We start from the raw sequence: 26,816 nt of genomic DNA, 5'->3' as shown, positions 1-26,816 counted from the left end.
GTTAAGAAGGAGGAACGATTTATGGCTATGGAATTAATGAAGATGCCTCAACTAGGCGAAAGTGTCACAGAGGGAACCATCAGTAAATGGCTTGTAAAGCCTGGGGATCATGTCACGAAATACGACCCGTTAGCTGAAGTGATGACGGATAAAGTAAATGCTGAGGTTCCTTCTTCCTTCACCGGCATCATCAAGGAATTGAAAGCGGATGAGAATCAAACGTTAGCAGTCGGGGAAGTCATTTGCTCGATTGAAGTTGAAACGGCAAAGACGGATAACGATAATGTAGGGCAAGCTGTTTCTCATAGCGTAGAAAAAGTTGATGCACCTGTTACAAGAAATGTACAGCAAGCGGCCGAACCATCAAGGAAAGCTCGCTATTCGCCAGCAGTGTTAAAACTTTCCCAGGAGCATGGAATCGATCTTTCAAAAGTGAAAGGAACGGGGAATGAGGGACGGATCACCCGTAAAGATTTACTGAAACTTGTTGAATCAGGGAATCTTCCTAAGGCGGATGAGCCTTCGGCAATATCCGATTCGGCTCCTGAAGTGCTCGCTCCTCAAGTTAATCGTCAAACCAGCCCAGTAACAAACGTTACGACTGCGGCTGGTGACAAGGAAATACCTGTTACCGGCATCCGTAAGGCAATTGCGTCCAATATGTTGAAAAGTAAGCACGAAATTCCGCATGCTTGGACGATGGTGGAAGTTGACGCAAGCAATATGGTGAAGTTGCGTGATAATCTAAAATCCGACTTTAAACAAAAAGAAGGCTATAATTTAACGTACTTTGCCTTTTTCGTAAAAGCGGTTGCTCAAGCCCTTACGGAATTTCCAGAGCTCAATTCGATGTGGGCAGGCGAAAAAATCATACAAAAGAAAGAAATCAATATATCAATAGCCGTTGCAACTGAAGATGCCTTATTTGTACCGGTCATAAAAAATGCAGATGAAAAATCAATCAAAGGTATTGCAAGGGAGATACAGGAACTCGCATCCAAAGTGAAGGCGGGTAAGTTAAAAGCAGAGGATATGCAAGGTGGCACGTTCACTGTTAATAACACTGGTTCATTCGGTTCTGTCCAGTCCATGGGAATCATCAATTATCCACAGGCAGCCATTTTACAAGTTGAAACAATTGTGAAACGGCCAGTGGTCATAAATGACATGATTGCAGTACGGGATATGGTTAATCTCTGTTTATCACTTGATCATCGTGTTTTGGACGGCCTGGTATGTGGACGATTCCTCGCAAGAGTTAAAGAAATCATCGAAAAGATTTCCAAAGAAAACACTTCCATATACTAAAATGAAGAAAAAGGAAGGACAGTAGGTTCCTTCCTTTTTTTTGTACTTCTTTTTAGAAAAACATCGACAAAAATTTTATTTTTGCTATTATTTTATTGAGAGCTGTTCTAGCACAGAACAGGGCTGTACTTTATTTCAAAGAGACGAAAAAGGCTATCAGCTTCTCTTAGAACTCCTTTGCTAATTTCTATTGGCTTAAATTTCAAGAAAATTATGATAGAATGTTAGTATAATCCAGATCAAATTGATGGGAGGGTGGTTTTCTTATCTGAACTGACTGAGCGTTCGTTCTCCCGAAGAATGGATATGGCGATTGAGGCGGCAGACGATAAGAAAGCGATTACAGATGGAACTGAAAGATGTAAAAAACATAACCTTTCCTAAGCCTTCTTTGGAAGAGTGGAAAGAAGCTGCGGAAGTCAGTTTAAAAGGAAAAAGTATAGAAAAATTAAAAACGAATACATATGAGGGCATCACTTTATATCCACTTTATACAGAAACGGCGGATTCAACGGCAAATGTAGCTGAATTGCCAGGGTTCTTCCCTTATACCCGAGGAACGTTTCCAACGGGTTATTATGAAAAACCTTGGCTGGTCGTTCAACCTGTAAGCGGTGTCACGGCTGAAGAGGCAAATGAAAAGATGAAGGTGTCATTCAAGCGCGGTCAAAATGTCGTGGCATACCCTGCAAGTTTGCTTGCTGAGGGAGCAAGGGCTGAAAAATTGTTTAAAGATATCCCATTAAGGGAAATCCCGGTTTTCATTGACCTTAAGGGAAAACAAAAAGGATTATTCCCGCAATTCAAAGCCGTTGCTGAATCGCAAAATGCCCAATTGACAGGCGTAGTTGCAGAAGATCCCATTGCAGAATGGCTCATTGGCGGTCAGCTGCCAGAGGATACGGATCATTATTTTGCAGACTGGCTTAAGACGATCCAAGATTATCAGAAGGTAGGCCGGGATTTAAAGACAGTCCTGATTAATACGGCAGTCTATCATAATGGAGGAGCTAATGCCGTTCAAGAAATCGCGTACGGATTATCGGCAGCCGTCCAATATCTATTGGAAGGGCAAAAACAAGGGCTTTCCATTTCTTCAGTTTCCGAAAGAATAGTATTTTCGTTTGCAGTCGATTCCAATTACTTCATGTCCATCGCCAAACTGCGGGCTGCCAGGAGGCTTTGGGCAGGTCTTGCTGAAGCCTTCGATACAGCTCCGGATCATTTTAAAATGGCCATACATGCTGTTACTTCCGAATTGACAGAAACGCTATATGACCAGCACGTCAATATTCTTCGGACCACAAACCAAGCTTTTGCTGCAGCTATCGGTGGCATTCAATATCTTCAAATTCATCCATTTACTCATCCAACTGGTGAATCTGATGATTTTTCAGAAAGAATCGCCCGTAACACTCATTTGATTTTAAAAGAGGAAACAAATATCACCACCGTGGTCGATCCTGCTGGCGGTTCTTGGTATGTTGAACAATTAACGGATGAATTGGCTGAAAAGGCTTGGGCGAAATTCCTTGAAATCGATGAAGCCGGGGGGATTTTAGAGCTGATTAAGCAAGGCACCCTACAGAAAGACATAGCTGAAGTATACCTAGGAAGAGTTCAAAATGCGGCTTTCAGAAAAGATAGTATCATCGGAACGAATGTATATCCGAATCCAGCTGATAAGATTAAAACCCCGACACTGGATAAACATGTGTCATACATGAAAGTTGAGAAGCCGGTTGGCATTACGCCAATCGCCTTGGAACGGGTATCCATTCAGTTCGAACAAATAAGACTGCGCAGTGAAAGTTATAAAGATGTAAATGGAACAGCTCCAACAATCGGTTTGATTAATTTGAAAAACCTTAAATCCTATAAACCCCGTGCAGATTTCGTTAAAAGTCTGGCTGCAGCAGGAGGTATTGAAACAGTAGGTAGTAAGGGGTGTCAAACCATTCAGGAAGCAGTCGATTACGTAGCTTCGACCAATTTCCCTATCTATTGTGTTTGCGGCAGTGATGGTGACTACGCGGAATTAGCGCCAATCACAATTAAAGAAATTAAAAAGCAATTCCCTGAAATCAATATTTATTTGGCTGGCAAGCAGCAAGAAGAATTGGAAATCACACTAAGTGAAGCCGGAATGAAAGATTCTATCCATGTTAAAACGAACGTAATAGCGATTTTATTGGAATTATTGCATGAGCTAGGGGTGAACTGAAATGAAAAAACCGAATTTTTCTGCTATAAATCCTGCCAAGGTTAAGATTAAAGGGACGGTAGAAGCATGGAAAAAAGAAGCCGAAAAAGCCGTTGGGCAAAATATCGATAGCCTTCTGTTTGAAACCAATGAACAAATAAAAGTCAAACCGCTTTATGTTAAAGAAGATAATCGCGAATTGGAGCATATGGAAAGTGTCCCAGGCATCGCTCCGTTTACAAGGGGGCCCTATCCTTCGATGTATGTCAATCGTCCTTGGACGGTACGCCAGTATGCAGGTTTTTCGACTGCTGAGGAATCCAATGCGTTCTACAGACGTAATCTGGCGATGGGGCAAAAAGGGCTCTCAGTTGCCTTTGATTTAGCCACACACCGTGGTTATGACTCCGATCATCCACGCGTTGTCGGTGATGTGGGGAAAGCGGGAGTTGCCATTGATTCCATCCTTGACATGAAAATCCTTTTCAACGGGATTCCGCTGGATCAGATGTCCGTATCAATGACTATGAACGGTGCAGTATTACCTATCCTGGCTTTTTATATCGTGACAGCTGAAGAACAAGGCGTTACACAGGATAAGCTTTCGGGCACGATTCAAAATGACATCTTAAAGGAATATATGGTCAGGAATACGTATATCTACCCACCTGAAATGTCCATGAAAATCATAGCTGATATTTTTGAGTATACCTCCAAATATATGCCGAAATTCAATTCCATTTCCATCTCGGGTTATCATCTCCAAGAAGCGGGGGCGCCGGCGGATATCGAACTAGCCTATACATTGGCTGATGGTCTTGAGTATGCACGTACCGGCATGAAGGCAGGTATTGATATCGATAAGTTTGCACCACGCCTGTCATTCTTCTGGGCTGTAGGATTGAACTATTTCATGGAGGTGGCGAAAATGAGGGCGGCTCGTTTCATTTGGTCAAAACTGATGAAACAGTTCGAACCGAAAAATAATAAAGCGATGGCATTAAGGACTCATTCCCAAACCTCCGGCTGGAGCCTCTCCGAGCAGGATCCGTTTAATAATGTCGCAAGGACCCTGATTGAAGCTCATGCGGCCGCACTGGGACATACACAATCCTTGCATACGAACGCACTGGATGAGGCCATTGCACTGCCAACTGATTTCTCGGCCCGCATTGCACGTAACACACAGCTTTATCTGCAGGAGGAAACCGGTATCACAAAGGTAATCGATCCATGGGCGGGTTCATATTATGTAGAATCGCTCACTAATGAATTAATCGAAAGGGCTTGGGCTCACATAGAAGAAATCGAAGGTCTTGGAGGAATGGCAAAGGCAATCGAAACCGGCCTTCCAAAAATGAGGATCGAGGAAGCGGCTGCAAAGCGTCAAGCTAAAATCGATTCTCAGGATGAAACGATTGTCGGCGTCAATAAATATCGTTTGAAAAAAGAAGATCCGATTGAAATACTGGAGATAGATAATACCGCAGTTCGTGAAAGTCAGCTTAAGCGTTTGGGCGAATTAAAAGCGAAGCGTGATCAGGCAAAGGTGGATGAAGCTCTTCAGGCACTATCCAGGGCTGCTAGAACAGGCGAAGGTAACCTGCTTGAACTGGCTGTGCAAGCTACAAGAGTACGGGCTTCACTAGGTGAAATCTCCGATGCGGTCGAAGAGGTGGCTGGACGTCATAAAGCAACGATCCGTTCTATCAGCGGCGTATATAGCTCGGCATACTCAAAAGAAGCGGAAATTGAGGAAGTCGTCCGCATGACGGAAGAGTTCCTTGAAAATGAAGGAAGAAGACCGCGTTTGTTAATGGCTAAAATGGGTCAGGACGGTCATGATCGTGGAGCTAAAGTAGTAGGAACGGGGTTTGCGGATTTAGGCTATGATGTCGATATCGGTCCATTATTCCAAACACCGGAAGAAACCGCCTTACAGGCCGTGGAAAATGATGTGCATGTTGTCGGAATGAGTTCGCTTGCTGCCGGTCATAAAACATTGTTGCCGCAGCTTATGTCGGAACTGAAGAAATTGGGCCGTGAAGACATCATAGTGATCGTCGGCGGCGTCATCCCTGCACAGGATTATGATTACTTAATGGAAAATGGCGCTTCAGCCATTTTTGGACCTGGTACAGTCATTCCACAGGCAGCGAAAAAAGTGCTTCAGGAAATATACAATCGCCTCGGATATGAGGAAGTGGTCCAATAATGAGTGAAGACAAGAAGCCGGAATGGGTCGATCTTAACAATCAGGAAGGTTTTGCTTCTTCATTAAAGCCAGGTGTAGAATTAGCAGCCAGTCATAACAAAGCTTCAAAAAGCAAATTCGTCAAAAAACAAAATGTAAGCATACCGATCCATGAACTTAAAGAGGGAATCATAAAAGGGGATAGGGCCAATCTTGCTAAAGGGATTACACTGATTGAAAGCAATGCACCCCACCACTTCGATCCTGCACAGGAATTATTACATTCCATCCTTTCTCATACAGGGAACTCGATTCGAATCGGGATTTCCGGAGTGCCAGGTGCAGGGAAAAGCTCGTTTATCGAGACGTTTGGATCCTACTTATGTGCCAGGGGCCATAAGGTTGCTGTTCTAGCCGTCGACCCAAGCTCTTCTATCAACGGGGGAAGTATCCTAGGTGATAAGACGAGGATGGAGGAGCTGGCAAGAAACCCCCGTGCCTTCATAAGGCCCTCACCATCCGAAGGCACCTTAGGAGGAGTTCACCGCAAAACAAGGGAAACGATGTTGCTTTGTGAAGCGGCAGGATTTGATGTCATCCTGATAGAAACTGTTGGTGTCGGCCAGAGTGAAGCTATAGTACGAAGTATGGTCGACTTCTTCATGCTCCTTGTCCTAACCGGTGCCGGGGATGAATTACAGGGGATGAAAAAAGGGATCATGGAACTTGTGGACGGAATTGTGGTCAATAAAGCGGACGGGGAGAACATTCCGTTGGCGATTAGGACAAAGTCCGAATATAGTAGAATCTTGCACTTCCTTCAGCCGGCAACAAAGGGATGGGCAGGAAAGGCATATACTTGTTCTGCCATAACCGGTAAAGGAATTCCAGAGCTTTGGGATGTATTGAATGAATTTTCCGCTATGACCAAGGAATCTGGTGTTTTTCAAGAACGGAGAAGAATGCAATCTAAGGAATGGCTTTATTCATTAATGGATCACCAGCTTAAAACGATGTTCTATAAAAATGAAACCGTCAAAGGTCTTCTCCCTATTCTGGAGAATGAAGTGATGTCAGGGAATAAAACGGTCACCACTGCTGTTAAGCAAGTCTTTCAATTTTTTACTGATACGTTTAAGTCAAATTAAACAGGAAAGGGGTGGGGCTTGAATTGTTTCTCATACCCCATCCCTTTGTAAGAAGTTTTCTTGTTGTTACACACATGGTTCCCGCTTCCTTTTCGTTTTAAACATGTTTCGGATCCCTTTATCCACCTTTAGCAGGTAAATTTATTGAATCACGAAGTGGCAATTGTTATGATAGGATTGAAGAGAAAACTTGGAAGGGGCACATACCATGAATATGGATTTTAATTTTTTAATGAACGACGTAGTCAAACAGGCTCGCGATGAGATTAAGACTGCTGGATATACAGAATTGACTACTCCAGAGGAAGTAGCAGAGGTATTTGCACAAAAAGGAACGACACTTGTTATGGTCAACTCCGTTTGTGGCTGCGCTGGGGGAATAGCTAGACCTGCAGCAGCTCATGCGATTCATAATGATAAACGCCCTGATCAGCTTGTAACTGTTTTTGCTGGGCAAGATAAGGAGGCGACGGAAAAAGCCCGTGATTACTTCGAAGGGTATCCACCGTCATCCCCATCATTTGCATTGCTGAAAGATGGAAAAATCATCACTATGATAGAACGCCATGAAATTGAAGGGCACCACCCGATGTCCGTAGTTGAAAAATTACAAGACTACTTCGATCAATATTGCGAAGAAGTGTAAGCTATAGCCATAAGCAAAAAAACCCGCCAATCGACGGGTTTTTTTTTATTCATGAACTTGCATAAATAAGGAACATTTAGGAAAGAAGATAGATAAGGAAGCCAGATATATCCCCTCTGGAGAAAAAGTGCGAAATGGGGAAGATTAATTGAGTGAATATTTCGAAAAGTAAATCTATTTTTTACGTTATTGAATAATTATTAGAGTGTGTTAAAATACACATTAGTGTATGAATATTAGTTATGCAAATTAATTAATTAATATAACCTAAAACCAAATTTAATAACAAGAGAATTGAAAATATCATTTTGGAGGAATAATAATGAAGTTGAAAAAGCAGTTAGCATTGTTGCTTACTTCTGTGTTATTAGTAGGTATTTTAGCAGCATGCGGAACATCTGAGAAAAAAGATAAAAACACAGCTGGCAAAGAAGACAAAAAGGTCCTGGTAATGGGAACATCTGCGGATTATCCGCCATTTGAATATGTTGAAACATCTAAAAGTGATCAAATAAAAGGATTTGACATTGATATCGCTAAAGCAATCGGTAAAAAATTAGGTTATGAGGTTCAAGTGAAGGACATTGACTTTAATAGTCTTGTTCCGGCTCTGGAAAATAAATCGGTCGATTTCGTCATCTCTGGAATGACTCCAACAGAAAAACGTGAACAATCCGTTGATTTCAGTGATATATACTATACAGCTAAAAACATGATCATCACGACAAAGGACAGTAAGATCAAAACTGTTGAAGATTTAAAAGGGAAAACGGTAGGGGTACAGCTTGCATCCATTCAGGAGACATTGGCAAACGACTTGAATAAATCCAAAAAGACCGGGATGAAAATTGAAAAACGGAATCGTATTCCAGAGGTTGTTCAAGAAATGTCCACAGGACGTTTTGACGCCGCAATCATGGAAGATACTGTGGCAAAAGGCTATTTGAAAGATAATAAAGATTTGGTGGGCTATGTGATCAAATCTGGTGAAGAAGATGCCGGTTCGGCAATCGCTTTCCAAAAAGGAAGCAAGTTAACTGGCGAATTCAATGCCGAATTGAAAAAAATGTTACAGAATGGTGAAATGGAAAAATTAATAATAAAATGGTTCGGTGGCAGCGAAACTGAATAATACAAGAGAGGAAAAGCGTTCAGAAGAGATGCAATATGCCTTCTGAACGTTTTTCCGCGCTTTATTGACATTAAATGAAGCAGGAGGAAGGCCCATGATAACGGCCTTCATAAGAGAGGATGAATGGAGTGAATCTGGAATTTGATAGGATTATACCCTCCCTTCCATATATCCTGGAGGGAATACCGACTACATTAAAGGTTGTAGCGGTTGCGGCTGTAATCGGTTTTGTTTTGGGAATATTATTATCTATACTTAAAATCAGTAGAATCAAGCCCTTAAATTGGATTGCTGACTTTTATACATCCATTTTCCGCGGTACCCCTTTAGTGCTGCAATTAATGCTGATTTATTTTGGTTCACCGCAAATATTAGGGATTCAAATCGAAGCATTCCAAGCAGCATTTTTAGCATTCGGGCTAAACTCTGCCGCATACATCTCTGAGATTATCAGGGGAGGCATTCTAGCGGTAGATAAAGGGCAACGTGAGGCTGCACTTGCACTTGGGGTACCCTATTCAGGGATGATGCTTAATATAATACTTCCGCAGGCCATCAAGAATATCCTGCCGTCCCTTGTGAACGAAGTGATTTCATTAACGAAGGAATCAGCCGTTGTCACAATTATTGGGTTGGGGGATATCATGCGCCGTTCTTATATTGTCGGCGGTGAGACATATAAATTCTTCGAGCCGATTTTATTTGCCGGTCTCATTTATTATGTGATGGTTATGGTTCTTACCATCTTAGGCAAAGTGATTGAAAGGAGAATGAGACGCAGTGATTAAAATTGATGAGCTCAAAAAAAATTATGGTAAGCTCGAGGTATTAAAAGGCATCAGCACCGAGATAGGGCAGGGTGAAGTGTTAGCGATCATCGGCCCATCCGGTTCGGGAAAATCAACTTTCTTGCGTTGCATCAATATGCTTGAGACTCCAACTGATGGTCAAATTTGGTTTAAAGATCAAAACATCACTGAAAAAAAGACCAATATCATGAAAGTGCGTGAAAATGTCGGAATGGTTTTTCAACATTTTCATTTATTTCCTCATAAAACCGTCCTGGAGAATCTGACATATGCACCGATGAAGGTGAAAAAATTATCAAAAGCTGAAGCAGTAAAACAAGCTCGGGAGCTCTTGACTAAAGTCGGTTTGGCCGATAAAGAATCGTCATATCCGAATCGTCTATCAGGCGGACAAAAACAACGGGTCGCCATTGCGCGGGCATTGGCAATGAATCCGGAAGTGATGCTTTTCGATGAGCCGACCTCAGCTCTTGATCCTGAGATGGTAAAAGAAGTGCTCGAGGTAATGAAGTCACTGGCACATACTGGGATGACCATGCTTATCGTAACGCATGAAATGGGATTTGCCAAAGAAGTGGCCGATCGTGTACTTTTCTTGGACGGGGGTCTTCTCGTCGAAGAAAGTGCTCCGGAAGAATTCTTTTCCAATCCGAAAAGCCAGCGTGCAAAAGACTTCTTGGAAAAAGTTTTATAAGCCAAGGCAAATAGTATATAATTATAAAAAAAAGGTAACGACTAGGTTACCTTTTTTTATTTTATTCCTATAATGTATTTTTGAGTGAATGGATTTTGAAAAATTGGAAATTTCATTCACAAAGGACTGTAAAAACATCTGAAATCCTGATAGTATTATAATAGATAGCGAAAGAGCCAGGTGATACATAACAATGTTTAAAATCGGATACAGGACGATTAAAACTGCTTTGGGGGTTACCCTGGCAATTATTATTGCACAAATGCTTAACCTGGAATATTTTTCGGCTGCGGGAATCATAACGATCTTATGCATTCAAGTTACAAAAAAGAAGTCGGTTTATGCCTCCTGGCACCGGTTTTTAGCTTGTTTGATCGCAATGGTCTATGCATCCCTATTTTTTCATTTCATCGGGTTCCATCCGCTGACAATAGGGTTGATCCTTTTGATTTTCATTCCTACGACAGTTGCCTTGAAGATTAATGAGGGAATTGTAACGAGCAGCGTCATCATCATGCATCTTTATGGAGCTGGCAACATCACTTTTTCCCTGCTGATCAATGAAACGATATTAATTGCCGTTGGAGTTGGAGTTGCACTTGTCATGAATCTGTACATGCCCAGTGTCGATGAAAAACTGCTTGCCTATCAGGAAAGTATCGAAACTAACTTTAGTGCGATCTTAATGGGGATTGTCCGCTATTTAAGGGATAATGACCACACATGGGATGGTAAGGAAATTACTGAAACAGCCAATCTTCTTAACCAAGCCAAAAGCCTTGCCTTCAGGGACGTGGAAAATCATTTCTTAAGGGAAGAAGACCTGTATTACCATTATTTCAAAATGCGTGAAAAGCAATTTGAAATAATTGAACGCATTCTTCCTCTAGTCACGAATATTCCATTGGTCGTCAAGCAAAGCGGGATAGTGGCTGATTTTATTGAGGACCTGGCAGAAAACGTCCATCCACAAAATACGGCCATTCTTTATCTGAAGAAGCTTGAAGAAATGGAGATGCATTTTAGGGGAATGGCACTTCCACAGACACGGGAAGAGTTTGAATCAAGGGCCGCATTACTGCAGCTCATGAAGGAAATGGAACGCTATTTATTGTTGAAGCATTCCTTCAAGGGGCTACCCAAGCTGGCCAATAACCGAATGAAAAAGAGGCACATGGCTTAAACTAAGCAAAAAAGTAAAGGAATTGATATAAATGAAATGGATCCTTTCTTTGTTGCTTATGCTATCTTTGTGGCCGCTACAGGTACAAGCTCAACCTCAATCGGTTAAGCCGGGAGATCCTTTTATCATCATCAATAAAGCCAACAATAAATTGGCGTTCATTGATGATAACGAGGTCAAGGAGATTCTGCCGGTCGGCACTGGGAAGAGTCAGGAATTGACACCTGAAGGGATTTTCACGGTTAAAATAAAAGCGGTCAATCCCTATTATCGAAAAAAGAATATTCCGGGCGGCGATCCCAGGAACCCTTTGGGATCGAGGTGGATTGGATTTGATGCACGAAATACCGATGGCAGGATTTACGGGATACATGGTACGAATCAACCGTCGTCAGTCGGTAAATTCATTTCAAATGGCTGTGTACGGATGCATAAAGCCGATGTAGAGCGTTTGTATGAAAAAGTCCCTATCGGCACAAAGGTGTTAATCACCAAGTCGAACGATGATTTCAAAACTTTGGCAAAGAAAAACGGAGCGATAAAATAAAAAAGAGAGGGAAGTCTTTGCTTCCCTCTCATTCCGATATTTATTATAAAAGAAATGCGATACCTGATAATAAGGTCGTCAACAACATCGAGATAAGCATTAAATACACGACGATCTTTCTTATTTTTTTATTTCCCATATGCTCTCTCTCCCTCAAACAGTTTAATTGGTTTTATTTTAACTTGAACGTTTAGTAGAAACAAGTAAAAGTACAATGTTCATATTATTCCGAATCTTGAAAGGCTTCAATGGAAGATTAATAGTATTTTAATAGAGTCATCCATAATATATAACATGGGGGGATGAATGATGATTAAAAATATCGACCATATTGGTATCGCCGTCAAGTCACTTGATGAAACCTTACCACTTTACACGGAAACGCTGAACTTGGAACTTGAAGGAATAGAGACAGTGGAGAGCCAAGGCGTAAAAGTGGCCTTTATCTTGGCAGGCAATACCCGTTTGGAGTTATTGGAAGCGTTGTCACCGTCAAGTCCAATCGCCAAATTCATTGATAAACGCGGTGAAGGGATTCATCATGTGGCCCTTGGTGTCGATAGTATCGAAGATCGAATTAAAGAAATTAAAGAATCAGGATTGCGCATGATTGATGATTCATCAAGAAAGGGAGCACACAAAGCAGATGTTGCTTTCGTTCATCCCAAGTCTACTGCAGGTGTATTGTTTGAGCTTTGTGAACGAGCCGGATCAAAGGAGGAGCAGGAATGACAGACATATATGAAACGATCAATGACTTATATGACAGACGCCGCAAAGTGGAAATGGGCGGCGGTGAAGAAAGAATCGATAAGCAGCATGAAAAGGGCAAACTTACTGCAAGGGAAAGAATCGAGCTTTTAGTTGATCCGGGAACTTTCATTGAACTTAATCCTTTCATCAAACACCGTAATACTAATTTTGGCATGGAAAAGGAAGAAGGACCGGGAGAAGGGGTTGTCACCGGTTATGGAAAGGTAAACGGCCGCGACATTTATCTGTTTTCCCAGGACTTTACTGTATTTGGCGGTGCACTAGGGGAAATGCATGCTCTGAAAATTGCCAATGTTATGGATTTGGCAGCGGAAAATGGGGCCCCCTTCATAGGTTTGAACGATTCTGGTGGAGCGCGTATTCAAGAAGGTGTTGTTTCCCTTGACGGTTATGGACAAATATTTTATCGGAACTCCATTTATTCAGGCGTCATTCCACAAATTTCCGTTATTATGGGACCTTGTGCAGGCGGAGCCGTTTATTCTCCAGCCATAACCGACTTTGTCTTCATGGTTGAAAAAACGAGCCAAATGTTCATAACAGGACCTAAAGTCATTGAAACGGTTACGGGTGAAAAGATTTCATCTGAAGGATTGGGTGGAGCGACTGTACATAATACCATAAGCGGTAATGCGCATTTCAAGGGAGCAACAGAAGAACAAGTATTGGCCGACGTTAGAAGTCTCCTGAGCTATCTTCCACAAAACAATGAAGAGAAGCCGCCGGTTTTGGAAACGGACGATGGAGATGACTACCGTCCGGACTTAACGGATGTAGTCCCTTATGAAGGGATCCGTCCATATGATGTTCGGAAAGTATTGGAGCAAATTGTCGATGAGGGTTCCTTCATGGAAGTGCAAGAGGGCTTTGCGAAAAACATAGTGGTCGGCTTAGCGCGAATCAAAGGGAAATCAGTGGGACTTGTCTGTAACCAGCCAAAAGTATTGGCAGGGGGACTGGATATTGATTCATCTGATAAGGCTGCCCGTTTTATTCGTTTTTGTGACTCGTTTAACATTCCGTTAATTACGTTTGAAGATGTTTCAGGCTTCTTCCCGGGCGTTAAACAAGAGCATGGCGGGATAATCCGTCACGGTGCAAAGCTGCTATACGCTTATTCAGAAGCAACAGTACCAAAATTGACGATCATCCTGCGTAAAGCATACGGAGGAGCTTATGTGGCCCTTAATAGTAAATCCATCGGTGCTGATCTAACATTTGCATGGCCAAATGCGGAAATCGCGGTAATGGGTTCTGCTGGAGCGGCAAATATCATTTTTGCCCGTGAAATTCAAAATAGTGAAGACCCTGAAGCGACTCGTGCAGCTAAAATAGAAGAATACCGTGATAAATTCGCTAATCCATATGTTGCTGCAAGTCTTGGAATGGTAGATGATGTAATTGATCCCCGGGAAACAAGGATTAAGATCATTCAATCACTTGAAATGCTTCGCAACAAAAAAGAAAAACGTCCATGGAAAAAACACGGCAATATCCCGTTATGATCCAACTGCAAGGAGCCCGAAATATATCTATTTTGGGCTCTTTTCCATACTGGGAAGAATTCGTAAACCATTTATATGTTATCATTCACCATTTTTAAGGGGAACTTTGGACGGGGGATGACCAGCATTCCATTTAAGCACGGTTCCTCAATTTCACATTATTTGCCGGGGCGCCGCTTTTAGAAGTATAATTAAAGAGGAAAACTTTTTTGGAGGTTTTATTTTATGATTAATGAAGAACGTTTAGTTAGTGAATTTATGGAATTGGTCCAGATTGATTCCGAAACGAAAAATGAAGCAGCCATCGCCAAAGTGCTGAAAGAAAAATTCGAGGCACTGGGTGTAGAGGTTTTTGAAGATGATACAACAGCAGTTACGGGTCATGGTGCAGGCAATTTAGTATGTACTTTAAAAGGAATGAAAGAAGGCGTAGATACCATTTATTTCACCTCCCATATGGATACGGTTGTACCTGGTAATGGAATCAAGCCTTCCATCAAAGATGGATACATAGTGTCAGACGGAACGACCATTTTAGGAGCGGATGACAAAGCTGGATTAGCGGTCATGTTAGAAACGCTTAAAGTGTTGAAAGAACAGAATATCGAGCATGGGACAATCGAATTTATCATAACAGTCGGTGAAGAATCTGGCTTGATAGGGGCAAAGGCATTGGATCGCTCACTTGTAACGGCAAAATTCGGTTTTGCTCTTGATAGTGATGGAAAAGTTGGCAATATCGTCGTTGCTGCACCTACTCAGGCGAAAGTGTCTGCGATAATTTTAGGCAAGACTGCTCACGCTGGTGTCGCCCCTGAAAAAGGAGTTTCGGCAATTACGATCGCTTCCAAAGCGATCTCAAGAATGCCGTTAGGCCGGATCGACGAGGAAACGACAGCCAACATCGGACGTTTCCAAGGTGGACAGCAAACCAATATTGTTTGTGACCATGTTGAAATCCTTGCGGAAGCAAGATCCTTGATTCCTGAAAAAATGGAAAAACAAGTGGCGAGAATGAAAGAGGCATTCGAGACTGCCGCCATTGAAATGGGCGGACGTGCTGAAGTTGAAGTTAACGTCATGTATCCTGGTTTTAAATATGGGGCTGGCGATCATGTAGTCGAAGTCGCAAGAAAGGCAGCAGAGAAAATCGGTCGTCCATGCGAGTTGGTTAAAAGCGGCGGAGGAAGCGATGCCAATGTCATTGCAGGTTTTGGGATTCCTACTGTCAATCTCGCAGTGGGGTATGAAGATATCCATACTACGAATGAAAGAATACCCGTTGAGGAATTAACGAAGCTTGCTGAAATGGTTGTCAGTATCATCAAAGAAGTATCCGGGGAATAATTAAATCGAAAAATAGATCCGGAAGAGAGTTTCCTGAGTAAATCTAAAGAAGGTGGCCGTATTTCTTGTTGGAAATGAGGAATGTGCTTTACCGATTTTAATCCGTGATTTCCATCGAGAAATCTGATGCCATATAATTGATTCCCCCTAGCAAGGATTTGTTGCTGGAATGGGCAAGGTCAGGAATGATTGTTACCACTGATAGATATGAATGAGGTATTATATCAAGGTAAATCAGCTCTCGGCAATGATGAACAGAGGTGGATTGCAAAATGGACGGATGTCCTCCCCACCGGACACATAGTCCAGCCAGGCAATCAATAAACTGAATATATGCAGGGTGTTGCCAATGGGGTAGCCGTTTGATTACCATCATTGATCCTCAAAAACTCGTATCATCTTTGTTCAAGTATTGCTGGAATTTATGTACAGTCATCAATGACATGATGGCTGTTTTTCTTGGATTTGCATCATCTTTCACTGTGGTTACCAAAGATAAATAGGGGTATCTTAAAAGAAATGGTTTTTTATTGGCCCTATTATCCGGTGTTTTTTATTTTTACAAGGATGTGACGGTCAAACATGAAGGACATGTATCCCAAAAATGGCAGGGTCATTCTCCATGTAGACATGAATAGTTTCTATGCTTCAGTTGAAATGTCATATGATGTTTCATTGAAAGGCAAACCGCTTGCGATTGCAGGCAATGTTGAAGAGAGAAGAGGCATAATCGTCACCTGCAGCTATGAGGCGAGGAAGTTCGGGGTTAAAACGACCATGCCGATTTGGCAGGCGAAAAAACTATGTCCTCAATTAGTCATTCAGAAACCGAATTTCGAGCGTTATCGAAAGGCATCACTGGCTATTTTCGATGTATTGAGGCAATATACAGAGATGGTTGAACCGGTTTCGATAGATGAGGGGTATCTGGATATTAGTGAATGCGCCGAATTGGGTTCACCTTTAGATATAGCCAATAGCATTCAGGAAAGAATTTTGAATACGATGGATCTCCCTTGCAGCATCGGGATTGCCCCTAATAAATTTTTGGCCAAAACTGCCTCTGATATGAAGAAGCCAATGGGAATCACCATATTAAGGAAAAGGGATATTTCGGAAAAGCTCTGGCCTTTACAAGTGAACGAAATGCATGGAATCGGGGATAAGACCTCGGAAAAGCTTAAAACCATCGGCATAATGACGATCAGGGACCTTGCAATTGCCAATGATAGTCAACTGAAACAGCTTCTTGGGATCAATGGCATCCGTTTGAAAGATAGGGCTAATGGAATTGACCCCAGGATTGTGGATCCCGAAGCGATTTTTGATCATAAAAGCATTGGGAACTCAACAACTCTGCCACATGACTCCACAAATCAAAAAGAACTGATCGGTGTATTGGAAAAGCTTTCTGAGAGGGTAGCCATCCGTTTGAAAAATAAACGCCTGCTTGGTCAAAAAATAGGTGTAACGATCCGTTACAAAGACCGCCGCACTATAACGAGAAGCAGGACGGTTCCTAATCCTGTTTTTGAAAAAAAGGATATCCTGGATGGGGCTACAGATCTCTTTATGAAAAATTGGAATGGGGAAGGGATCAGACTCCTTGGTGTCACTGCCTATGATGTCATAGAGAAAGAGTCAGCCTTCAAACAGCTGGATATTTTCTCCTTTCAAGAGGATGCAGCAAAAGAACCTCTGTATGAAGCGATGGAACACTTGCAAAATAAGTACGGAGAAAATATTATTAAAAAGGGATTACCCTTGAAGAACCGTTCGATTGGAACAGACACTAGCTTCAGCAAAGATTTCTTTGAGCAATCCAGGAGGAATGATCCTTCTTTTGAAAAAGAATAGCGTATAAGCTGTGTAAAGATATAGAGAAGGGAAAGATGATCATGACAAAACAACAGATTGGCGTTATCGGACTAGCGGTAATGGGCAAGAACCTTGCATTTAATATTGAAAGCAGAGGATATTCAATTTCCGTCTATAATCGCTCAGGATCAAAAACGGACGAAATGATGAAGGAAGCGGAAGGTAAAAACGTAACGGCCGCTTACACGCTTGAGGAATTCGTCCATTCTTTGGAAACACCACGCAAAATTTTATTGATGGTTAAAGCTGGTGCTGCAACAGATGCGACAATCGAGCAATTAAAACCGTTACTTGAAAAAGGGGATATCGTTATTGATGGAGGAAATACCTTCTTCAAGGACACTCAGCGCCGTAATGACGAATTAAGCAAGCTTGGCATCCATTTCATCGGTACAGGCGTCTCAGGAGGGGAAGAAGGGGCTCTAACAGGTCCATCCATCATGCCTGGGGGTCAAAAAGAAGCATATGAACTGGTTGCACCGATCTTGAAGGATATTTCAGCTAAGGTCGATGGTGATGCTTGCTGTACGTATATCGGACCGGATGGAGCAGGTCATTATGTGAAAATGGTACATAATGGTATTGAATACGGGGACATGCAGTTGATTTCCGAATCTTATTTCCTTTTGAAAAATCTTCTTGGACTGTCCGCTGAAGAATTCCATGAAGTCTTTACTGAATGGAATGAAGGGGAACTTGATAGTTATCTAATTGAAATTACTGCTGATATTTTCAAAAAATATGATGAAGAAACTGGCAAGCCGATGGTCGATATCATTTTAGATAAAGCGGGCCAAAAAGGAACAGGGAAATGGACAAGTCAAAGTGCGCTTGATCTTGGTGTTCCGCTTCCAATCATTACGGAATCCGTATTCGCCCGGTTTATCTCAGCAATCAAGGACGAGCGTGTTGAAGCGAGTAAAATCCTTCGTGGTCCAAAAGCCGAATCATTTACAGGCGACAAAAAGGCTTTGATTGAAAGTATCCGAAAAGCACTTTATATGAGCAAAATCTGTTCATATGCACAAGGATTTGCACAAATGAAAGCAGCATCAGAAGAAAATGACTGGAACTTGCAATATGGCGAAATCGCGATGATTTTCCGTGGCGGCTGTATCATTCGTGCACAATTCCTTCAAAAAATCAAGGAAGCGTACGATCGTAAAGCGAACTTGAACAACCTGCTTCTTGATCCTTATTTCCAAGGGATTGCCGAAAGCTATCAAGGAGCTCTACGTGAGGTAGTGTCAACGGCAGTGATGAACGGAATTCCGGTTCCTTGCTTGTCATCGGCACTTGCCTATTTCGACAGCTATCGTACAGAAACGCTGCCAGCTAACCTAATTCAAGCCCAACGTGACTATTTTGGAGCTCATACGTATCAACGCATTGATAAAGAAGGAACATTCCATACCGAATGGATGGAAAAATAATAAGTTCAAGCCGGCTAAAAGGGAATTCCCTTTTAAGCCGGCTTTTTTTAAAAAACTATCTCCGATGCTCCACAAGGTCAATGACCCCTAATACAATATGTGCCAAACCGAAACCAAATACCGTATTAGCCACCATTTTGTTTGAGCGCCGGTTCTGCTTCATTGCATAACCAGCAGCTGTCACGGCTGTGCCCAACGCTGTTGGAATTAGTCCTTCACGAATGTCCATTCGATAATCCCCCCACATCGAAGTTAGTGGTGCCATTACTTGCACCTTTTCTAGTGTAACCTCAGCAAGACCTTACCATTCTTTTTCTATAAAGAGTCCAAAAGGTTGGAAAGGGTAAAAATGAACTAGGTGTAAATAGTGTTGGTTTATTTCCTTTTTTATGGAAATGTAGTATGATGTATGTCATTCATCCATCCATCTTTTTAGGTTTAAACACCTGCGGAAAAGGAAATATAAACATTGAAAGCCATGGACGGACCATAGGATACAGTAGGCAGATAAGAGAGAAGGAGCGGATGACTAATGTTCATCATCTGGTTGGCTGTAGCCATTTTTTTATTATTCATTGTCTTAGAACTGGGTGTTTCATTTTGGCTTAATTTAGAAAGAGATGAAGAAATGTCAAAGCCCAAGGAAATGTTTCATATTATCCGGGAGAAATTGGTCAGGAAGAATGTTTCGTGAATGAAGAAGGGGATGCAGAATTCAAATCTGCATCCCTTCTTGATATCCTATCAATCATCATTATTTTCGCTTTTCTTGATTTGCCACCAAATATGTCCATCTTCTGCCAGGAGTTCATCGGATGCAAGTGGACCTGTGGATCCTGCTTCATAATTAGGGAAAGATTCTTCTTTAGTATTTTCCCATGCATCGGAAATGGTATCGACGAACTTCCATGAGAGGGCAACCTCGTCCCAGTGAGTGAAGTTTGTAGCATCTCCGCGCATGCTGTCAAACAATAGCTTTTCATATGCCTCAGGAGAATTTATGTGTTCGATCCCTTTGTTGGATACGGTCAGCTTCATTTGCTTTGTATTGGATGTCGTCCCGGATTTCTTAACATTTAAGTACAGTGTGATACCTTCATCTGGCTGGATATGGATAACGAGAAGATTTGGGTTCAACGTTTCTTCTGTTTTATAATATAGATTCATTGGGATATCTTTGAATTGTACAACGATATTCGTTGATTTGACATCCATTCTCTTACCGGTACGGATATAAAAAGGTACACCGGCCCAACGGAAGTTATCTATCATCAATTTACCCGCAACATAGGTCTCTGTGTTGGATTCGGGATTTACGTTATGTTCATTGCGGTATGCCGGAAGAGCTTGACCGCCTATCGTTCCTTCACCATATTGGCCACGGACGAAGTATTGATTGACTTCGTCCACCTTCATAGGTCGAAGTGAACGCAATGCCCGCACTTTTTCGCTTCTGATCTCTTCGGTTGTCAAAGCGATCGGGGGTTCCATGGCAAGCAAGGCAACCATTTGCAGCAGATGGTTTTGGACCATATCCCTTAGGGCACCGCTAGTTTCATAATAACGCCCACGTTCTTCAACGCCAAGTGTTTCACTTGAAGTAACCTGGATGTTAGATATATATCTGTTATTCCAAAGCGGCTCGAATAGGGCATTTGAAAAACGTATGACCTCAATATTTTGAACCATTTCTTTTCCTAAATAATGATCGATACGGTAGATTTCATCTTCAGCGAATGCAGTTCGAATCTGCTCATTCAATTTTTGAGCAGTTTCGAAACTGTGCCCAAATGGCTTTTCGATGACCAGGCGCTTATATCCAGTCGAATCAGTCAGGCCTTGAGCTTTAATCTGTTCGGCAATCGTTCCGAAAAACTCAGGTGCCATCGCTAAATAGAAGATCCGATTTCCTTCTAAATGGTACTGCCCGTCTAAATTTTCGGCAATGTCTTTTAACTGCAGGTATGATTCCGAGCTAGTTACGTCATGGGAGTGATAATGGAAATGGGAAATGAATTCGTCTACCTTTTCTTCCGCATGTCCAAACTTAAGTATGGAGTCCTTGACACTTGTTTGAAACTCTTCGTTCGTCAATGATCTCCTTGCTACTCCAACGACGGCGAATTTATTGATTTTCTCTTTTTGAAATAGTCGATATATGGAAGGAAACAATTTCCTTTTCGCTAAATCTCCGGTAGCACCAAAAATCATAATCAATGCTGTGGGTTTATTGTTTTCTGTCATGTTAAAACCTCAACTTTCCGTTAAATCTGTCTATAAAGTTGGAATTCCCGATTGTGTACCAATTTCTAATTTTACGTTTAGCTTTCCCTCAAAGCAATCAATTTGCGCATTTTTTTCTCATATTTCATTAAAAGTTTAATGTTGTTTCGGTTTTAATGGGTCATAAATGAAAGAGCACCTTTGATTATGCTATAGTTAAGTCATAAAGTATTTGCAACGGAGGTAGTATCGTGGATTTTGTTTTTTTAGGTACAGGCGCTGGCGTTCCGGCTAAAGCGCGTAATGTGACATCAATCGCTCTTCAATTATTGGAAGAGCGCGGGACGGTTTGGTTATTCGATTGTGGTGAAGCAACACAGCATCAAATTTTAAAAACGGCAGTCAAACCGCGAAAGATTGAAAAAATTTTCATCACCCATTTGCATGGTGATCACATCTTCGGACTCCCTGGGTTTTTAAGCAGCAGATCTTTTCAGGGCGGAGTGGATAAATTGACCGTATATGGCCCGCATGGCATTGATGCATTTATTAAGACGAGCTTACAGGTGAGTGGCACTCATTTAAAATATCCATTGGAAATCATTGAAATAGAGGAAGGCGTAGCATTTGAGGACGAACAATTCACAGTGACGGCCATGGCGCTGGATCATGGCATTTACAGTATCGGTTACCGGATTGTAGAAAAGGATCGCCAGGGAAGCTTGCTCGTCGATCGGCTGCTGCAAGAAGGTGTGAAGCCGGGTCCGCTTTTTAAAGCATTGAAAAATGGACAAACGGTCAGTCTTGATGACGGCCGTATCTTAAATGGGAAGAATTATCTAAGTGCTCCGCAAAAAGGCCGGATCATCACGATTCTGGGTGATACGCGTGTGTGCAGCAATGCTCTCATTCTTGCTGATTCAGCGGACTACCTTGTTCATGAAGCTACATTTTCAGCAGAAGAATCTGAAATGGCATCCGCCTATTATCATTCGACCACCGTTCAGGCTGCAGAAACGGCTTTGAAAGCGGGAGCTAAGCATCTAATCCTTACCCATATCAGCTCACGGTATACTCCAGAGGATTCGGAGAGGTTAAGGAAGGAAAGCGAAGCTATCTTCGCAAACACGATCATGGCTGAAGATCTAATGGCCATTAAAGTTCCTTTATATTCAAAGGAATAGGGTAGCTGAAATCAAAGAGAATGTTTGATATAATTAATCAATTGTTCATTGGATATTTAAAGGAGTGTAAATATGACTGACCAAAGTAACCTACATACTAAAGCAATGGATTTTCTCTTAAAAACAAGCCGGACTTTTTTCATTCCAATCAGCTATCTTCCGAAGGGATTACAGGAGGCAATTGGAGCTGCATACCTTTGCATGCGCGCCATCGATGAGATCGAAGACCACCCCGATCTGCCTGCAGATACTAAGGTTACCCTGTTACATGCTCTAAGCGAGCTGCTTGGGGCGGATCATAGGGAAGAAGAACTTCAATCGTTATTTGAACCATATAAGGATTTTCTGCCCGAAGTGACCCTGCTTCTTTCGGACTGGATTCAATTTTGTCCTCCCGGTGCAAAAGCCAAAGTCTTGGAATCGACAAAGGAAATGGCCGAAGGCATGGCAAAATGGGTTACTAAGGACTGGCAAATTCATAATGAAGAAGAGCTCGATGATTACACATATTATGTTGCGGGTTTAGTTGGCGTCATGCTGTCCGATATGTGGAACTGGTACGATGGAACGGAAACGGACCGTGAACTTGCCATCGCATTTGGCCGTGGACTCCAAACGGTCAATATCCTGCGTAACCGTGAGGAGGATGCAGAACGTGGTGTGAACTTTTATCCGGATGGCTGGGGTTTCGATGAGATGCTTGCCCATACGGAACATAATCTTGCATTAGCCGATTCGTACATTGGGGAAATTGAAACGAAAGAGATCATCCAATTCTGTAAAATACCTTTGGAATTGGCAAAAGCCACATTGAAGGCCTTAAAAGAAGGCAAAGAAAAAATTGATCGTGCTACAGTTACCGAAATTGTTAATCAAGTAGTCGAACACTGATATTCCCATTAAGCTGCTGTGAAAGTTATCATACCTTTCACAGCAGCTTTTTTTGATGTTTTACATTAAAAACTCGAAAAATTCTAAAAAGTTAAAAAACATATTGGATAATTGGGACTAAACGATTATAATTTAGGACATAAAAGCGAAAATGCTGGCTTCGTTAGAAAGACATAGTCTTAAATAAGAAAAAAGGCGGGGGAAAATATGAAAAAGAAATTATATTCAACTGCAGTTATGACATTGGTCGCAGGGTTATTATTGGCTGGGTGTGGAAATGACAAGGAAAAAGATGCGGCGAAGGATGAAGGCGGAAAGGATACCTTCAACATTGGGGTATCACAATTCGTACAGCATGATTCCCTGGATCAGGCATATAAAGGATTCCAGGCGGCATTGAAGGATAGCGACATCAATGCCAAATATGATCTTCAAATTGCACAGGGTGACCAAAATAACAGTCAAACGATCGCCAATAACTTTGTTGGGGATAAAGTGGATTTGATTTTTGCGAATTCCACTCCTAGTGCCCTAAGCGCTTTAAATGCGACCAAGGATATTCCAATCGTTTTTACATCGGTTACCGATCCTGTTGCGGCGGAGCTTGTTACATCTTTGGATAAGCCAGGCGGAAATGTGACGGGTACGACGGATTCCCATCCTGAAGCAATTGCCAAGTCAATGAAATTCATAGCAGATGAACTTGGCGCCAAGACAATTGGAACCGTTTATAATACAGGGGAGCAAAATTCCGTCGTCCAAATAAAAAATGTGAAAGCGGAAGCGAAAAAAGCGGGATTGAAAGTTGTGGAGGCATCTGTCTCAACTTCTGCAGATGTTAAACAGGCAGCGGAATCATTAATCGGAAAAGCGGATGCTTTCTATATCTTTACTGATAATACAGTTGTTTCGGCACTGGAATCGGTCATTTCTGTGGCAGATGATAAAGATATCCCTTTGTTTGTTGGCGAGCTGGATTCCGTGAATGCAGGTGGTTTTGCAGCCTATGGCTTCAGTTACTATGATATTGGTTATGAAGCGGGGCAAAAAGCGGTTGAAATCCTGAAGGATGGCAAAAAACCCGGAGATATCCCGGTTCAATATCCACAAAAACTAAAATTGGTCATCAATGAAAAGGCAGCAAAAGATATGGGTGTTGAAATAAAAGAAGAATGGAAAGCAGATGCTGAGTTTGTAAAATAAACTCTGCTTTTGTTCGGGGAAGGAAGAAAAATATGTTCTGAGCCTTATTCAACTCTTTTGAGTCGGGAATGATTTATGCGATCATGGCACTCGGTGTCTATTTAACATTCAGGATTCTCGACTTCCCGGATATGACAGTGGAAGGCAGTTTTGTGACAGGGGCCTCTGTTGCCGCCATTATGATCGTTAACGGTTTCTCGCCGATCATAGCCACGTTGAGTGCAATGGTTGCCGGGTTCATTGCTGGCACAATAACGGGTTTCCTTCATACGAAAGGGAAAATCAATCCACTCCTTGCAGGTATCTTAATGATGATCGCACTTTACTCCATCAACCTAAGGATCATGGGTGCATCCAACATTCCGTTGCTTTCCCAAACAACCATCATCACGAATATTCAGGATGCCTGGGCTGACACAGGGGTGGATAATGTGTTGAATGGTCTTTTAACGATCGTGGGCCTCGGTGATAGCCTGCCCAAAACGTGGGCCATACTAATTGTTATGTTGATTGTGGCTTTAATCATTCAAGCTGGAATGTCAGCTTTTTTAAAAACGGAAATCGGTCTTGCTTTACGTGCGACGGGTGATAATGAAGCAATGGTCAAGAGTTTTTCCGCCCATACAGGAAACATGAAAATCCTGGGACTTGCAATCGGAAATGCACTTGTGGCTTTCTCGGGATCCTTGGTTGCCCAATATAACGGGTTTAGCGATATTGGCATGGGGATTGGAATCATCGTCATCGGATTGGCATCCGTTATAATTGGCGAAGCATTATTTGGCTCAAAAACGATTGCACGTGCGACACTTGCGGTCATTGGAGGAGCGATCATTTACCGAATCGTCGTAACTTTGGCACTCCGGGTAGATTTCCTTGATACAGGTGATGTTAAATTAATTACGGCACTTATTGTGGTCGGGGCACTTGTCATTCCGAAAATTACCGATAAACAAAAGGAAAAAAGCCGAAAGAAAAGGCGGCTCAAAGAAATACAGATGCGCCATGGTGGGACTTCATCGAAAGGGGGAGAAGGATATGCTTCAGTTAAATCAGATTTATAAGGTCTTCAATGAAGGGACACCAGATGAAAAGCTAGCCCTTGGGAATCTTGAACTGCAGATGACTAAAGGCGAATTTGTAACAGTCATCGGGAGTAATGGAGCAGGTAAATCGACGCTGATGAACATGATATCCGGCAAGATTCTCCCTGATGCCGGTGAAGTCATCATTGATGGGGAAAACGTATCGGCCATTGAGGAACATGCCCGTGCTAAAATGATTGGCCGCGTTTTTCAGGATCCGATGCTGGGGACGGCACCACATATGACGATTGAAGAAAATATGGCGATTGCATATGGCAGAACCAACAGAAGAGGTTTGGGCTTCGGGGTGACCAAAAAACGGAAAGAGCTTTTTAAAGAATGTTTGGGTACCCTTCATTTAGGCTTGGAAAATCGGATGACTGCAAAAGTGGGGTTATTATCAGGTGGGGAGCGCCAGGCACTTTCATTGCTGATGGCGACCTTCACCGATCCTAAAATCCTGCTTCTTGATGAACATACAGCAGCACTCGATCCTTCCAGGGCAGAGCTTGTGACAAATCTGACGAAGGAAATCGTTGAAAAGAACCAGTTAACGACGTTGATGGTGACCCATAATATGCAGCAGGCCATCGATCTTGGAAATTCCTTGATCATGATGGATAAGGGACAGATCATTTTTGAAGCTAGAGGCGCTGAAAAGCAGAAGCTAACCGTTGAAAAACTGCTTAACGAATTCCAGCGCATCAAAGGCGAAAAAATGCTCAATGACCGTGCAGTGTTGATTTAAGATGATGAAAAGGCCCGACCCAAGTGAGATAAATCTTGGGTCCTGGCCTTTTTATTTTTGGGGTAATTAATCAGATCAGGTCTCTATTTACTGCACGAATGTCGAAGAAGTACTTGAGCCTAGGAAAAATGGTTATGGTGGGGTGCTCATTAACGATCTTGAATATAATCGATGTTAATCGCTGTCGGCTGTGCTCCATGATGAACTATCATTCCTTCTGTTATTTCCAAAAATCATTTTTATGAATGGCCTTTTCTTCGTCTTTTTAGTGGCAGCAGCTTCTTCAGCCGCGAGGAAATAATCAAATGGCTGGACAATTGGTGTTTCTAACGCTTCGATACGAGCTTCGAGCTTTTTAACAAGCTTGTGCATTTCTTCCATTTCACTTCTGTGCTGTAAAAGTTGATAGGATACAACATCGTCCGCTTTTGTTTTCAGTCCATTTTCAAGCCTGACGACTCGTTCTATCAGTTGATCATGTTCTTTATTCGTTTCGGAGTGTTTCTGGCCGGTTGCTTTTCTAATCTTTTTCTCTGATATACTGACCTTTTGGAGAATGATGCCCTCGTTCAGCTGATCTTGGATTTTTCTCAATAATGCAATGTCTTCATCTGAAAACTGATAGTGGCCAAGCTGATTCCGTTCTACCTCCATGTTCAATTGGGTGACCCAGCGTTGAAT

26 protein-coding genes are annotated in these 26,816 nt (G+C 42.2%); 21 read left to right on the top strand and 5 right to left on the bottom strand.

Annotation, left to right across the window (positions count from 1 at the left end):
- Positions 1 to 21: 21 nt before the first annotated feature.
- The 10 genes from N9I19_RS17140 (at position 22) to N9I19_RS17095 (ending at position 11,864) form a co-directional block, all read left to right on the top strand.
- Positions 22 to 1,308, top strand: coding sequence for a dihydrolipoamide acetyltransferase family protein (locus N9I19_RS17140; protein ID WP_317778492.1), 1,287 nt, complete (start codon positions 22 to 24; stop codon positions 1,306 to 1,308).
- Positions 1,309 to 1,654: 346 nt separating this feature from the next.
- Complete coding sequence (locus tag N9I19_RS17135; RefSeq protein ID WP_317778491.1) at positions 1,655 to 3,532, top strand: methylmalonyl-CoA mutase family protein; 1,878 nt, start codon at positions 1,655 to 1,657, stop codon at positions 3,530 to 3,532.
- 1 nt (position 3,533) lies between these two features.
- Positions 3,534 to 5,726, top strand: a complete 2,193-nt coding sequence (scpA, locus tag N9I19_RS17130) for a methylmalonyl-CoA mutase (protein WP_317778490.1) — start codon at positions 3,534 to 3,536, stop codon at positions 5,724 to 5,726.
- On the top strand, positions 5,726 to 6,853 hold the full coding sequence (gene meaB, locus N9I19_RS17125) for a methylmalonyl Co-A mutase-associated GTPase MeaB (protein WP_125160623.1): 1,128 nt from the start codon (positions 5,726 to 5,728) through the stop codon (positions 6,851 to 6,853). The genes scpA and meaB overlap by 1 nt, the downstream gene beginning before the upstream one ends.
- A 208-nt stretch (positions 6,854 to 7,061) precedes the next feature.
- On the top strand, positions 7,062 to 7,499 hold the full coding sequence (locus N9I19_RS17120) for a BrxA/BrxB family bacilliredoxin (RefSeq protein WP_061463976.1): 438 nt from the start codon (positions 7,062 to 7,064) through the stop codon (positions 7,497 to 7,499).
- Between the two features lie 328 nt (positions 7,500 to 7,827).
- Positions 7,828 to 8,631, top strand: coding sequence for a transporter substrate-binding domain-containing protein (locus tag N9I19_RS17115; protein ID WP_176431790.1), 804 nt, complete (start codon positions 7,828 to 7,830; stop codon positions 8,629 to 8,631).
- Between the two features lie 128 nt (positions 8,632 to 8,759).
- On the top strand, positions 8,760 to 9,419 hold the full coding sequence (locus tag N9I19_RS17110; protein ID WP_061466139.1) for an amino acid ABC transporter permease: 660 nt from the start codon (positions 8,760 to 8,762) through the stop codon (positions 9,417 to 9,419).
- Positions 9,412 to 10,134, top strand: a complete 723-nt coding sequence (locus N9I19_RS17105; RefSeq protein WP_061463974.1) for an amino acid ABC transporter ATP-binding protein — start codon at positions 9,412 to 9,414, stop codon at positions 10,132 to 10,134. Before N9I19_RS17110 ends, N9I19_RS17105 begins: the two co-directional genes overlap by 8 nt.
- A 193-nt stretch (positions 10,135 to 10,327) precedes the next feature.
- Entirely contained in the window at positions 10,328 to 11,317 is a 990-nt protein-coding gene (locus N9I19_RS17100) for an aromatic acid exporter family protein (protein WP_317778489.1), read from the top strand.
- A 31-nt stretch (positions 11,318 to 11,348) separates the two neighbouring features.
- Complete coding sequence (locus tag N9I19_RS17095; protein ID WP_061463972.1) at positions 11,349 to 11,864, top strand: L,D-transpeptidase; 516 nt, start codon at positions 11,349 to 11,351, stop codon at positions 11,862 to 11,864.
- 43 nt (positions 11,865 to 11,907) lie between these two features.
- On the opposite strand, the gene prli42 is transcribed toward N9I19_RS17095, so the two are convergent.
- Positions 11,908 to 12,003, bottom strand: coding sequence for a stressosome-associated protein Prli42 (prli42, locus tag N9I19_RS17090; protein WP_155727341.1), 96 nt, complete (start codon positions 12,001 to 12,003; stop codon positions 11,908 to 11,910).
- A 170-nt stretch (positions 12,004 to 12,173) separates the two neighbouring features.
- Between prli42 and mce the strand changes: the two genes are divergently transcribed.
- The 3 genes from mce (at position 12,174) to N9I19_RS17075 (ending at position 15,490) form a co-directional block, all read left to right on the top strand.
- Complete coding sequence (gene mce / locus N9I19_RS17085) at positions 12,174 to 12,596, top strand: methylmalonyl-CoA epimerase (protein WP_089361472.1); 423 nt, start codon at positions 12,174 to 12,176, stop codon at positions 12,594 to 12,596.
- Positions 12,593 to 14,143, top strand: coding sequence for an acyl-CoA carboxylase subunit beta (locus N9I19_RS17080; protein WP_317778488.1), 1,551 nt, complete (start codon positions 12,593 to 12,595; stop codon positions 14,141 to 14,143). Before mce ends, N9I19_RS17080 begins: the two co-directional genes overlap by 4 nt.
- A gap of 225 nt (positions 14,144 to 14,368) precedes the next feature.
- Positions 14,369 to 15,490 carry a tripeptidase T gene (locus N9I19_RS17075; protein ID WP_089361470.1) on the top strand — a complete coding sequence of 374 codons (1,122 nt, stop codon included), beginning with the start codon at positions 14,369 to 14,371 and terminating at the stop codon, positions 15,488 to 15,490.
- 97 nt (positions 15,491 to 15,587) lie between these two features.
- On the opposite strand, the gene N9I19_RS17070 is transcribed toward N9I19_RS17075, so the two are convergent.
- Positions 15,588 to 15,761 carry a hypothetical protein gene (locus tag N9I19_RS17070; protein ID WP_317778487.1) on the bottom strand — a complete coding sequence of 58 codons (174 nt, stop codon included), beginning with the start codon at positions 15,759 to 15,761 and terminating at the stop codon, positions 15,588 to 15,590.
- Between the two features lie 311 nt (positions 15,762 to 16,072).
- Here N9I19_RS17070 and N9I19_RS17065 point away from each other — a divergent pair, with 311 nt between their 5' ends.
- Together N9I19_RS17065 and gndA are read left to right on the top strand one after the other, a co-directional pair.
- Positions 16,073 to 17,347: a DNA polymerase IV gene (locus N9I19_RS17065; protein WP_061463968.1), complete on the top strand. Its 1,275-nt coding sequence runs from the start codon at positions 16,073 to 16,075 to the stop codon at positions 17,345 to 17,347.
- A gap of 41 nt (positions 17,348 to 17,388) precedes the next feature.
- Positions 17,389 to 18,801, top strand: coding sequence for an NADP-dependent phosphogluconate dehydrogenase (gene gndA / locus N9I19_RS17060; protein ID WP_317778486.1), 1,413 nt, complete (start codon positions 17,389 to 17,391; stop codon positions 18,799 to 18,801).
- Positions 18,802 to 18,856: 55 nt separating this feature from the next.
- Here gndA and N9I19_RS17055 read toward each other — a convergent pair whose 3' ends face one another.
- The gene (locus tag N9I19_RS17055; protein WP_089361468.1) at positions 18,857 to 19,030 is read right to left on the bottom strand and encodes an asparagine synthase; all 174 of its coding nucleotides are present in this window, start codon (positions 19,028 to 19,030) and stop codon (positions 18,857 to 18,859) included.
- A 303-nt stretch (positions 19,031 to 19,333) separates the two neighbouring features.
- Here N9I19_RS17055 and N9I19_RS17050 point away from each other — a divergent pair, with 303 nt between their 5' ends.
- On the top strand, positions 19,334 to 19,495 hold the full coding sequence (locus N9I19_RS17050; protein ID WP_155727338.1) for a hypothetical protein: 162 nt from the start codon (positions 19,334 to 19,336) through the stop codon (positions 19,493 to 19,495).
- A gap of 50 nt (positions 19,496 to 19,545) precedes the next feature.
- Here the strand turns inward: N9I19_RS17050 and zwf are convergent, their stop codons facing one another.
- Positions 19,546 to 21,045 carry a glucose-6-phosphate dehydrogenase gene (zwf, locus tag N9I19_RS17045; RefSeq protein WP_284470263.1) on the bottom strand — a complete coding sequence of 500 codons (1,500 nt, stop codon included), beginning with the start codon at positions 21,043 to 21,045 and terminating at the stop codon, positions 19,546 to 19,548.
- Positions 21,046 to 21,275: 230 nt separating this feature from the next.
- Between zwf and rnz the strand changes: the two genes are divergently transcribed.
- The 5 genes from rnz to N9I19_RS17020 all read left to right on the top strand — a co-directional run bounded on the left by rnz (position 21,276) and on the right by N9I19_RS17020 (position 26,135).
- Positions 21,276 to 22,208 (top strand): ribonuclease Z, encoded by a 933-nt coding sequence (gene rnz, locus N9I19_RS17040; protein ID WP_317778485.1) that lies wholly within the window; start codon positions 21,276 to 21,278, stop codon positions 22,206 to 22,208.
- Positions 22,209 to 22,280: 72 nt separating this feature from the next.
- Positions 22,281 to 23,099: a phytoene/squalene synthase family protein gene (locus N9I19_RS17035; RefSeq protein ID WP_289320089.1), complete on the top strand. Its 819-nt coding sequence runs from the start codon at positions 22,281 to 22,283 to the stop codon at positions 23,097 to 23,099.
- A 207-nt stretch (positions 23,100 to 23,306) separates the two neighbouring features.
- Complete coding sequence (locus N9I19_RS17030; protein ID WP_317778484.1) at positions 23,307 to 24,302, top strand: ABC transporter substrate-binding protein; 996 nt, start codon at positions 23,307 to 23,309, stop codon at positions 24,300 to 24,302.
- A 68-nt stretch (positions 24,303 to 24,370) separates the two neighbouring features.
- Positions 24,371 to 25,366 (top strand): ABC transporter permease, encoded by a 996-nt coding sequence (locus N9I19_RS17025; protein WP_411730459.1) that lies wholly within the window; start codon positions 24,371 to 24,373, stop codon positions 25,364 to 25,366.
- Entirely contained in the window at positions 25,341 to 26,135 is a 795-nt protein-coding gene (locus N9I19_RS17020; protein ID WP_061463961.1) for an ABC transporter ATP-binding protein, read from the top strand. The genes N9I19_RS17025 and N9I19_RS17020 overlap by 26 nt, the downstream gene beginning before the upstream one ends.
- 174 nt (positions 26,136 to 26,309) lie before the next feature.
- Here the strand turns inward: N9I19_RS17020 and N9I19_RS17015 are convergent.
- Positions 26,310 to 26,816 (bottom strand): MerR family transcriptional regulator (locus N9I19_RS17015; RefSeq protein ID WP_317778483.1); only part of this gene is annotated, 507 nt, incomplete at its 5' end.

The organism is Peribacillus sp. CSMR9, assembly GCF_033141925.1.
Lineage (GTDB): Bacteria > Bacillota > Bacilli > Bacillales > DSM-1321 > Peribacillus > Peribacillus simplex_A.
Note: the sequence above shows the minus strand (reverse complement) of the source record. Positions and strands in the feature narration are given on the sequence as shown.

Coding starts and splice junctions, on each gene's coding strand:
- N9I19_RS17140 (WP_317778492.1), top strand. CDS start 22: ATGGCTATGGAATTAATGAAGATGCCTCAACTAGGCGAAAGTGTCACA.
- N9I19_RS17135 (WP_317778491.1), top strand. CDS start 1,655: ATGGAACTGAAAGATGTAAAAAACATAACCTTTCCTAAGCCTTCTTTG.
- scpA (WP_317778490.1), top strand. CDS start 3,534: ATGAAAAAACCGAATTTTTCTGCTATAAATCCTGCCAAGGTTAAGATT.
- meaB (WP_125160623.1), top strand. CDS start 5,726: ATGAGTGAAGACAAGAAGCCGGAATGGGTCGATCTTAACAATCAGGAA.
- N9I19_RS17120 (WP_061463976.1), top strand. CDS start 7,062: ATGAATATGGATTTTAATTTTTTAATGAACGACGTAGTCAAACAGGCT.
- N9I19_RS17100 (WP_317778489.1), top strand. CDS start 10,328: ATGTTTAAAATCGGATACAGGACGATTAAAACTGCTTTGGGGGTTACC.
- N9I19_RS17095 (WP_061463972.1), top strand. CDS start 11,349: ATGAAATGGATCCTTTCTTTGTTGCTTATGCTATCTTTGTGGCCGCTA.
- prli42 (WP_155727341.1), bottom strand. CDS start 12,003: ATGGGAAATAAAAAAATAAGAAAGATCGTCGTGTATTTAATGCTTATC.
- mce (WP_089361472.1), top strand. CDS start 12,174: ATGATTAAAAATATCGACCATATTGGTATCGCCGTCAAGTCACTTGAT.
- N9I19_RS17080 (WP_317778488.1), top strand. CDS start 12,593: ATGACAGACATATATGAAACGATCAATGACTTATATGACAGACGCCGC.
- N9I19_RS17075 (WP_089361470.1), top strand. CDS start 14,369: ATGATTAATGAAGAACGTTTAGTTAGTGAATTTATGGAATTGGTCCAG.
- N9I19_RS17065 (WP_061463968.1), top strand. CDS start 16,073: ATGAAGGACATGTATCCCAAAAATGGCAGGGTCATTCTCCATGTAGAC.
- gndA (WP_317778486.1), top strand. CDS start 17,389: ATGACAAAACAACAGATTGGCGTTATCGGACTAGCGGTAATGGGCAAG.
- N9I19_RS17055 (WP_089361468.1), bottom strand. CDS start 19,030: ATGGACATTCGTGAAGGACTAATTCCAACAGCGTTGGGCACAGCCGTG.
- N9I19_RS17050 (WP_155727338.1), top strand. CDS start 19,334: ATGTTCATCATCTGGTTGGCTGTAGCCATTTTTTTATTATTCATTGTC.
- zwf (WP_284470263.1), bottom strand. CDS start 21,045: ATGACAGAAAACAATAAACCCACAGCATTGATTATGATTTTTGGTGCT.
- N9I19_RS17035 (WP_289320089.1), top strand. CDS start 22,281: ATGACTGACCAAAGTAACCTACATACTAAAGCAATGGATTTTCTCTTA.
- N9I19_RS17030 (WP_317778484.1), top strand. CDS start 23,307: ATGAAAAAGAAATTATATTCAACTGCAGTTATGACATTGGTCGCAGGG.
- N9I19_RS17025 (WP_411730459.1), top strand. CDS start 24,371: ATGATTTATGCGATCATGGCACTCGGTGTCTATTTAACATTCAGGATT.
- N9I19_RS17020 (WP_061463961.1), top strand. CDS start 25,341: ATGCTTCAGTTAAATCAGATTTATAAGGTCTTCAATGAAGGGACACCA.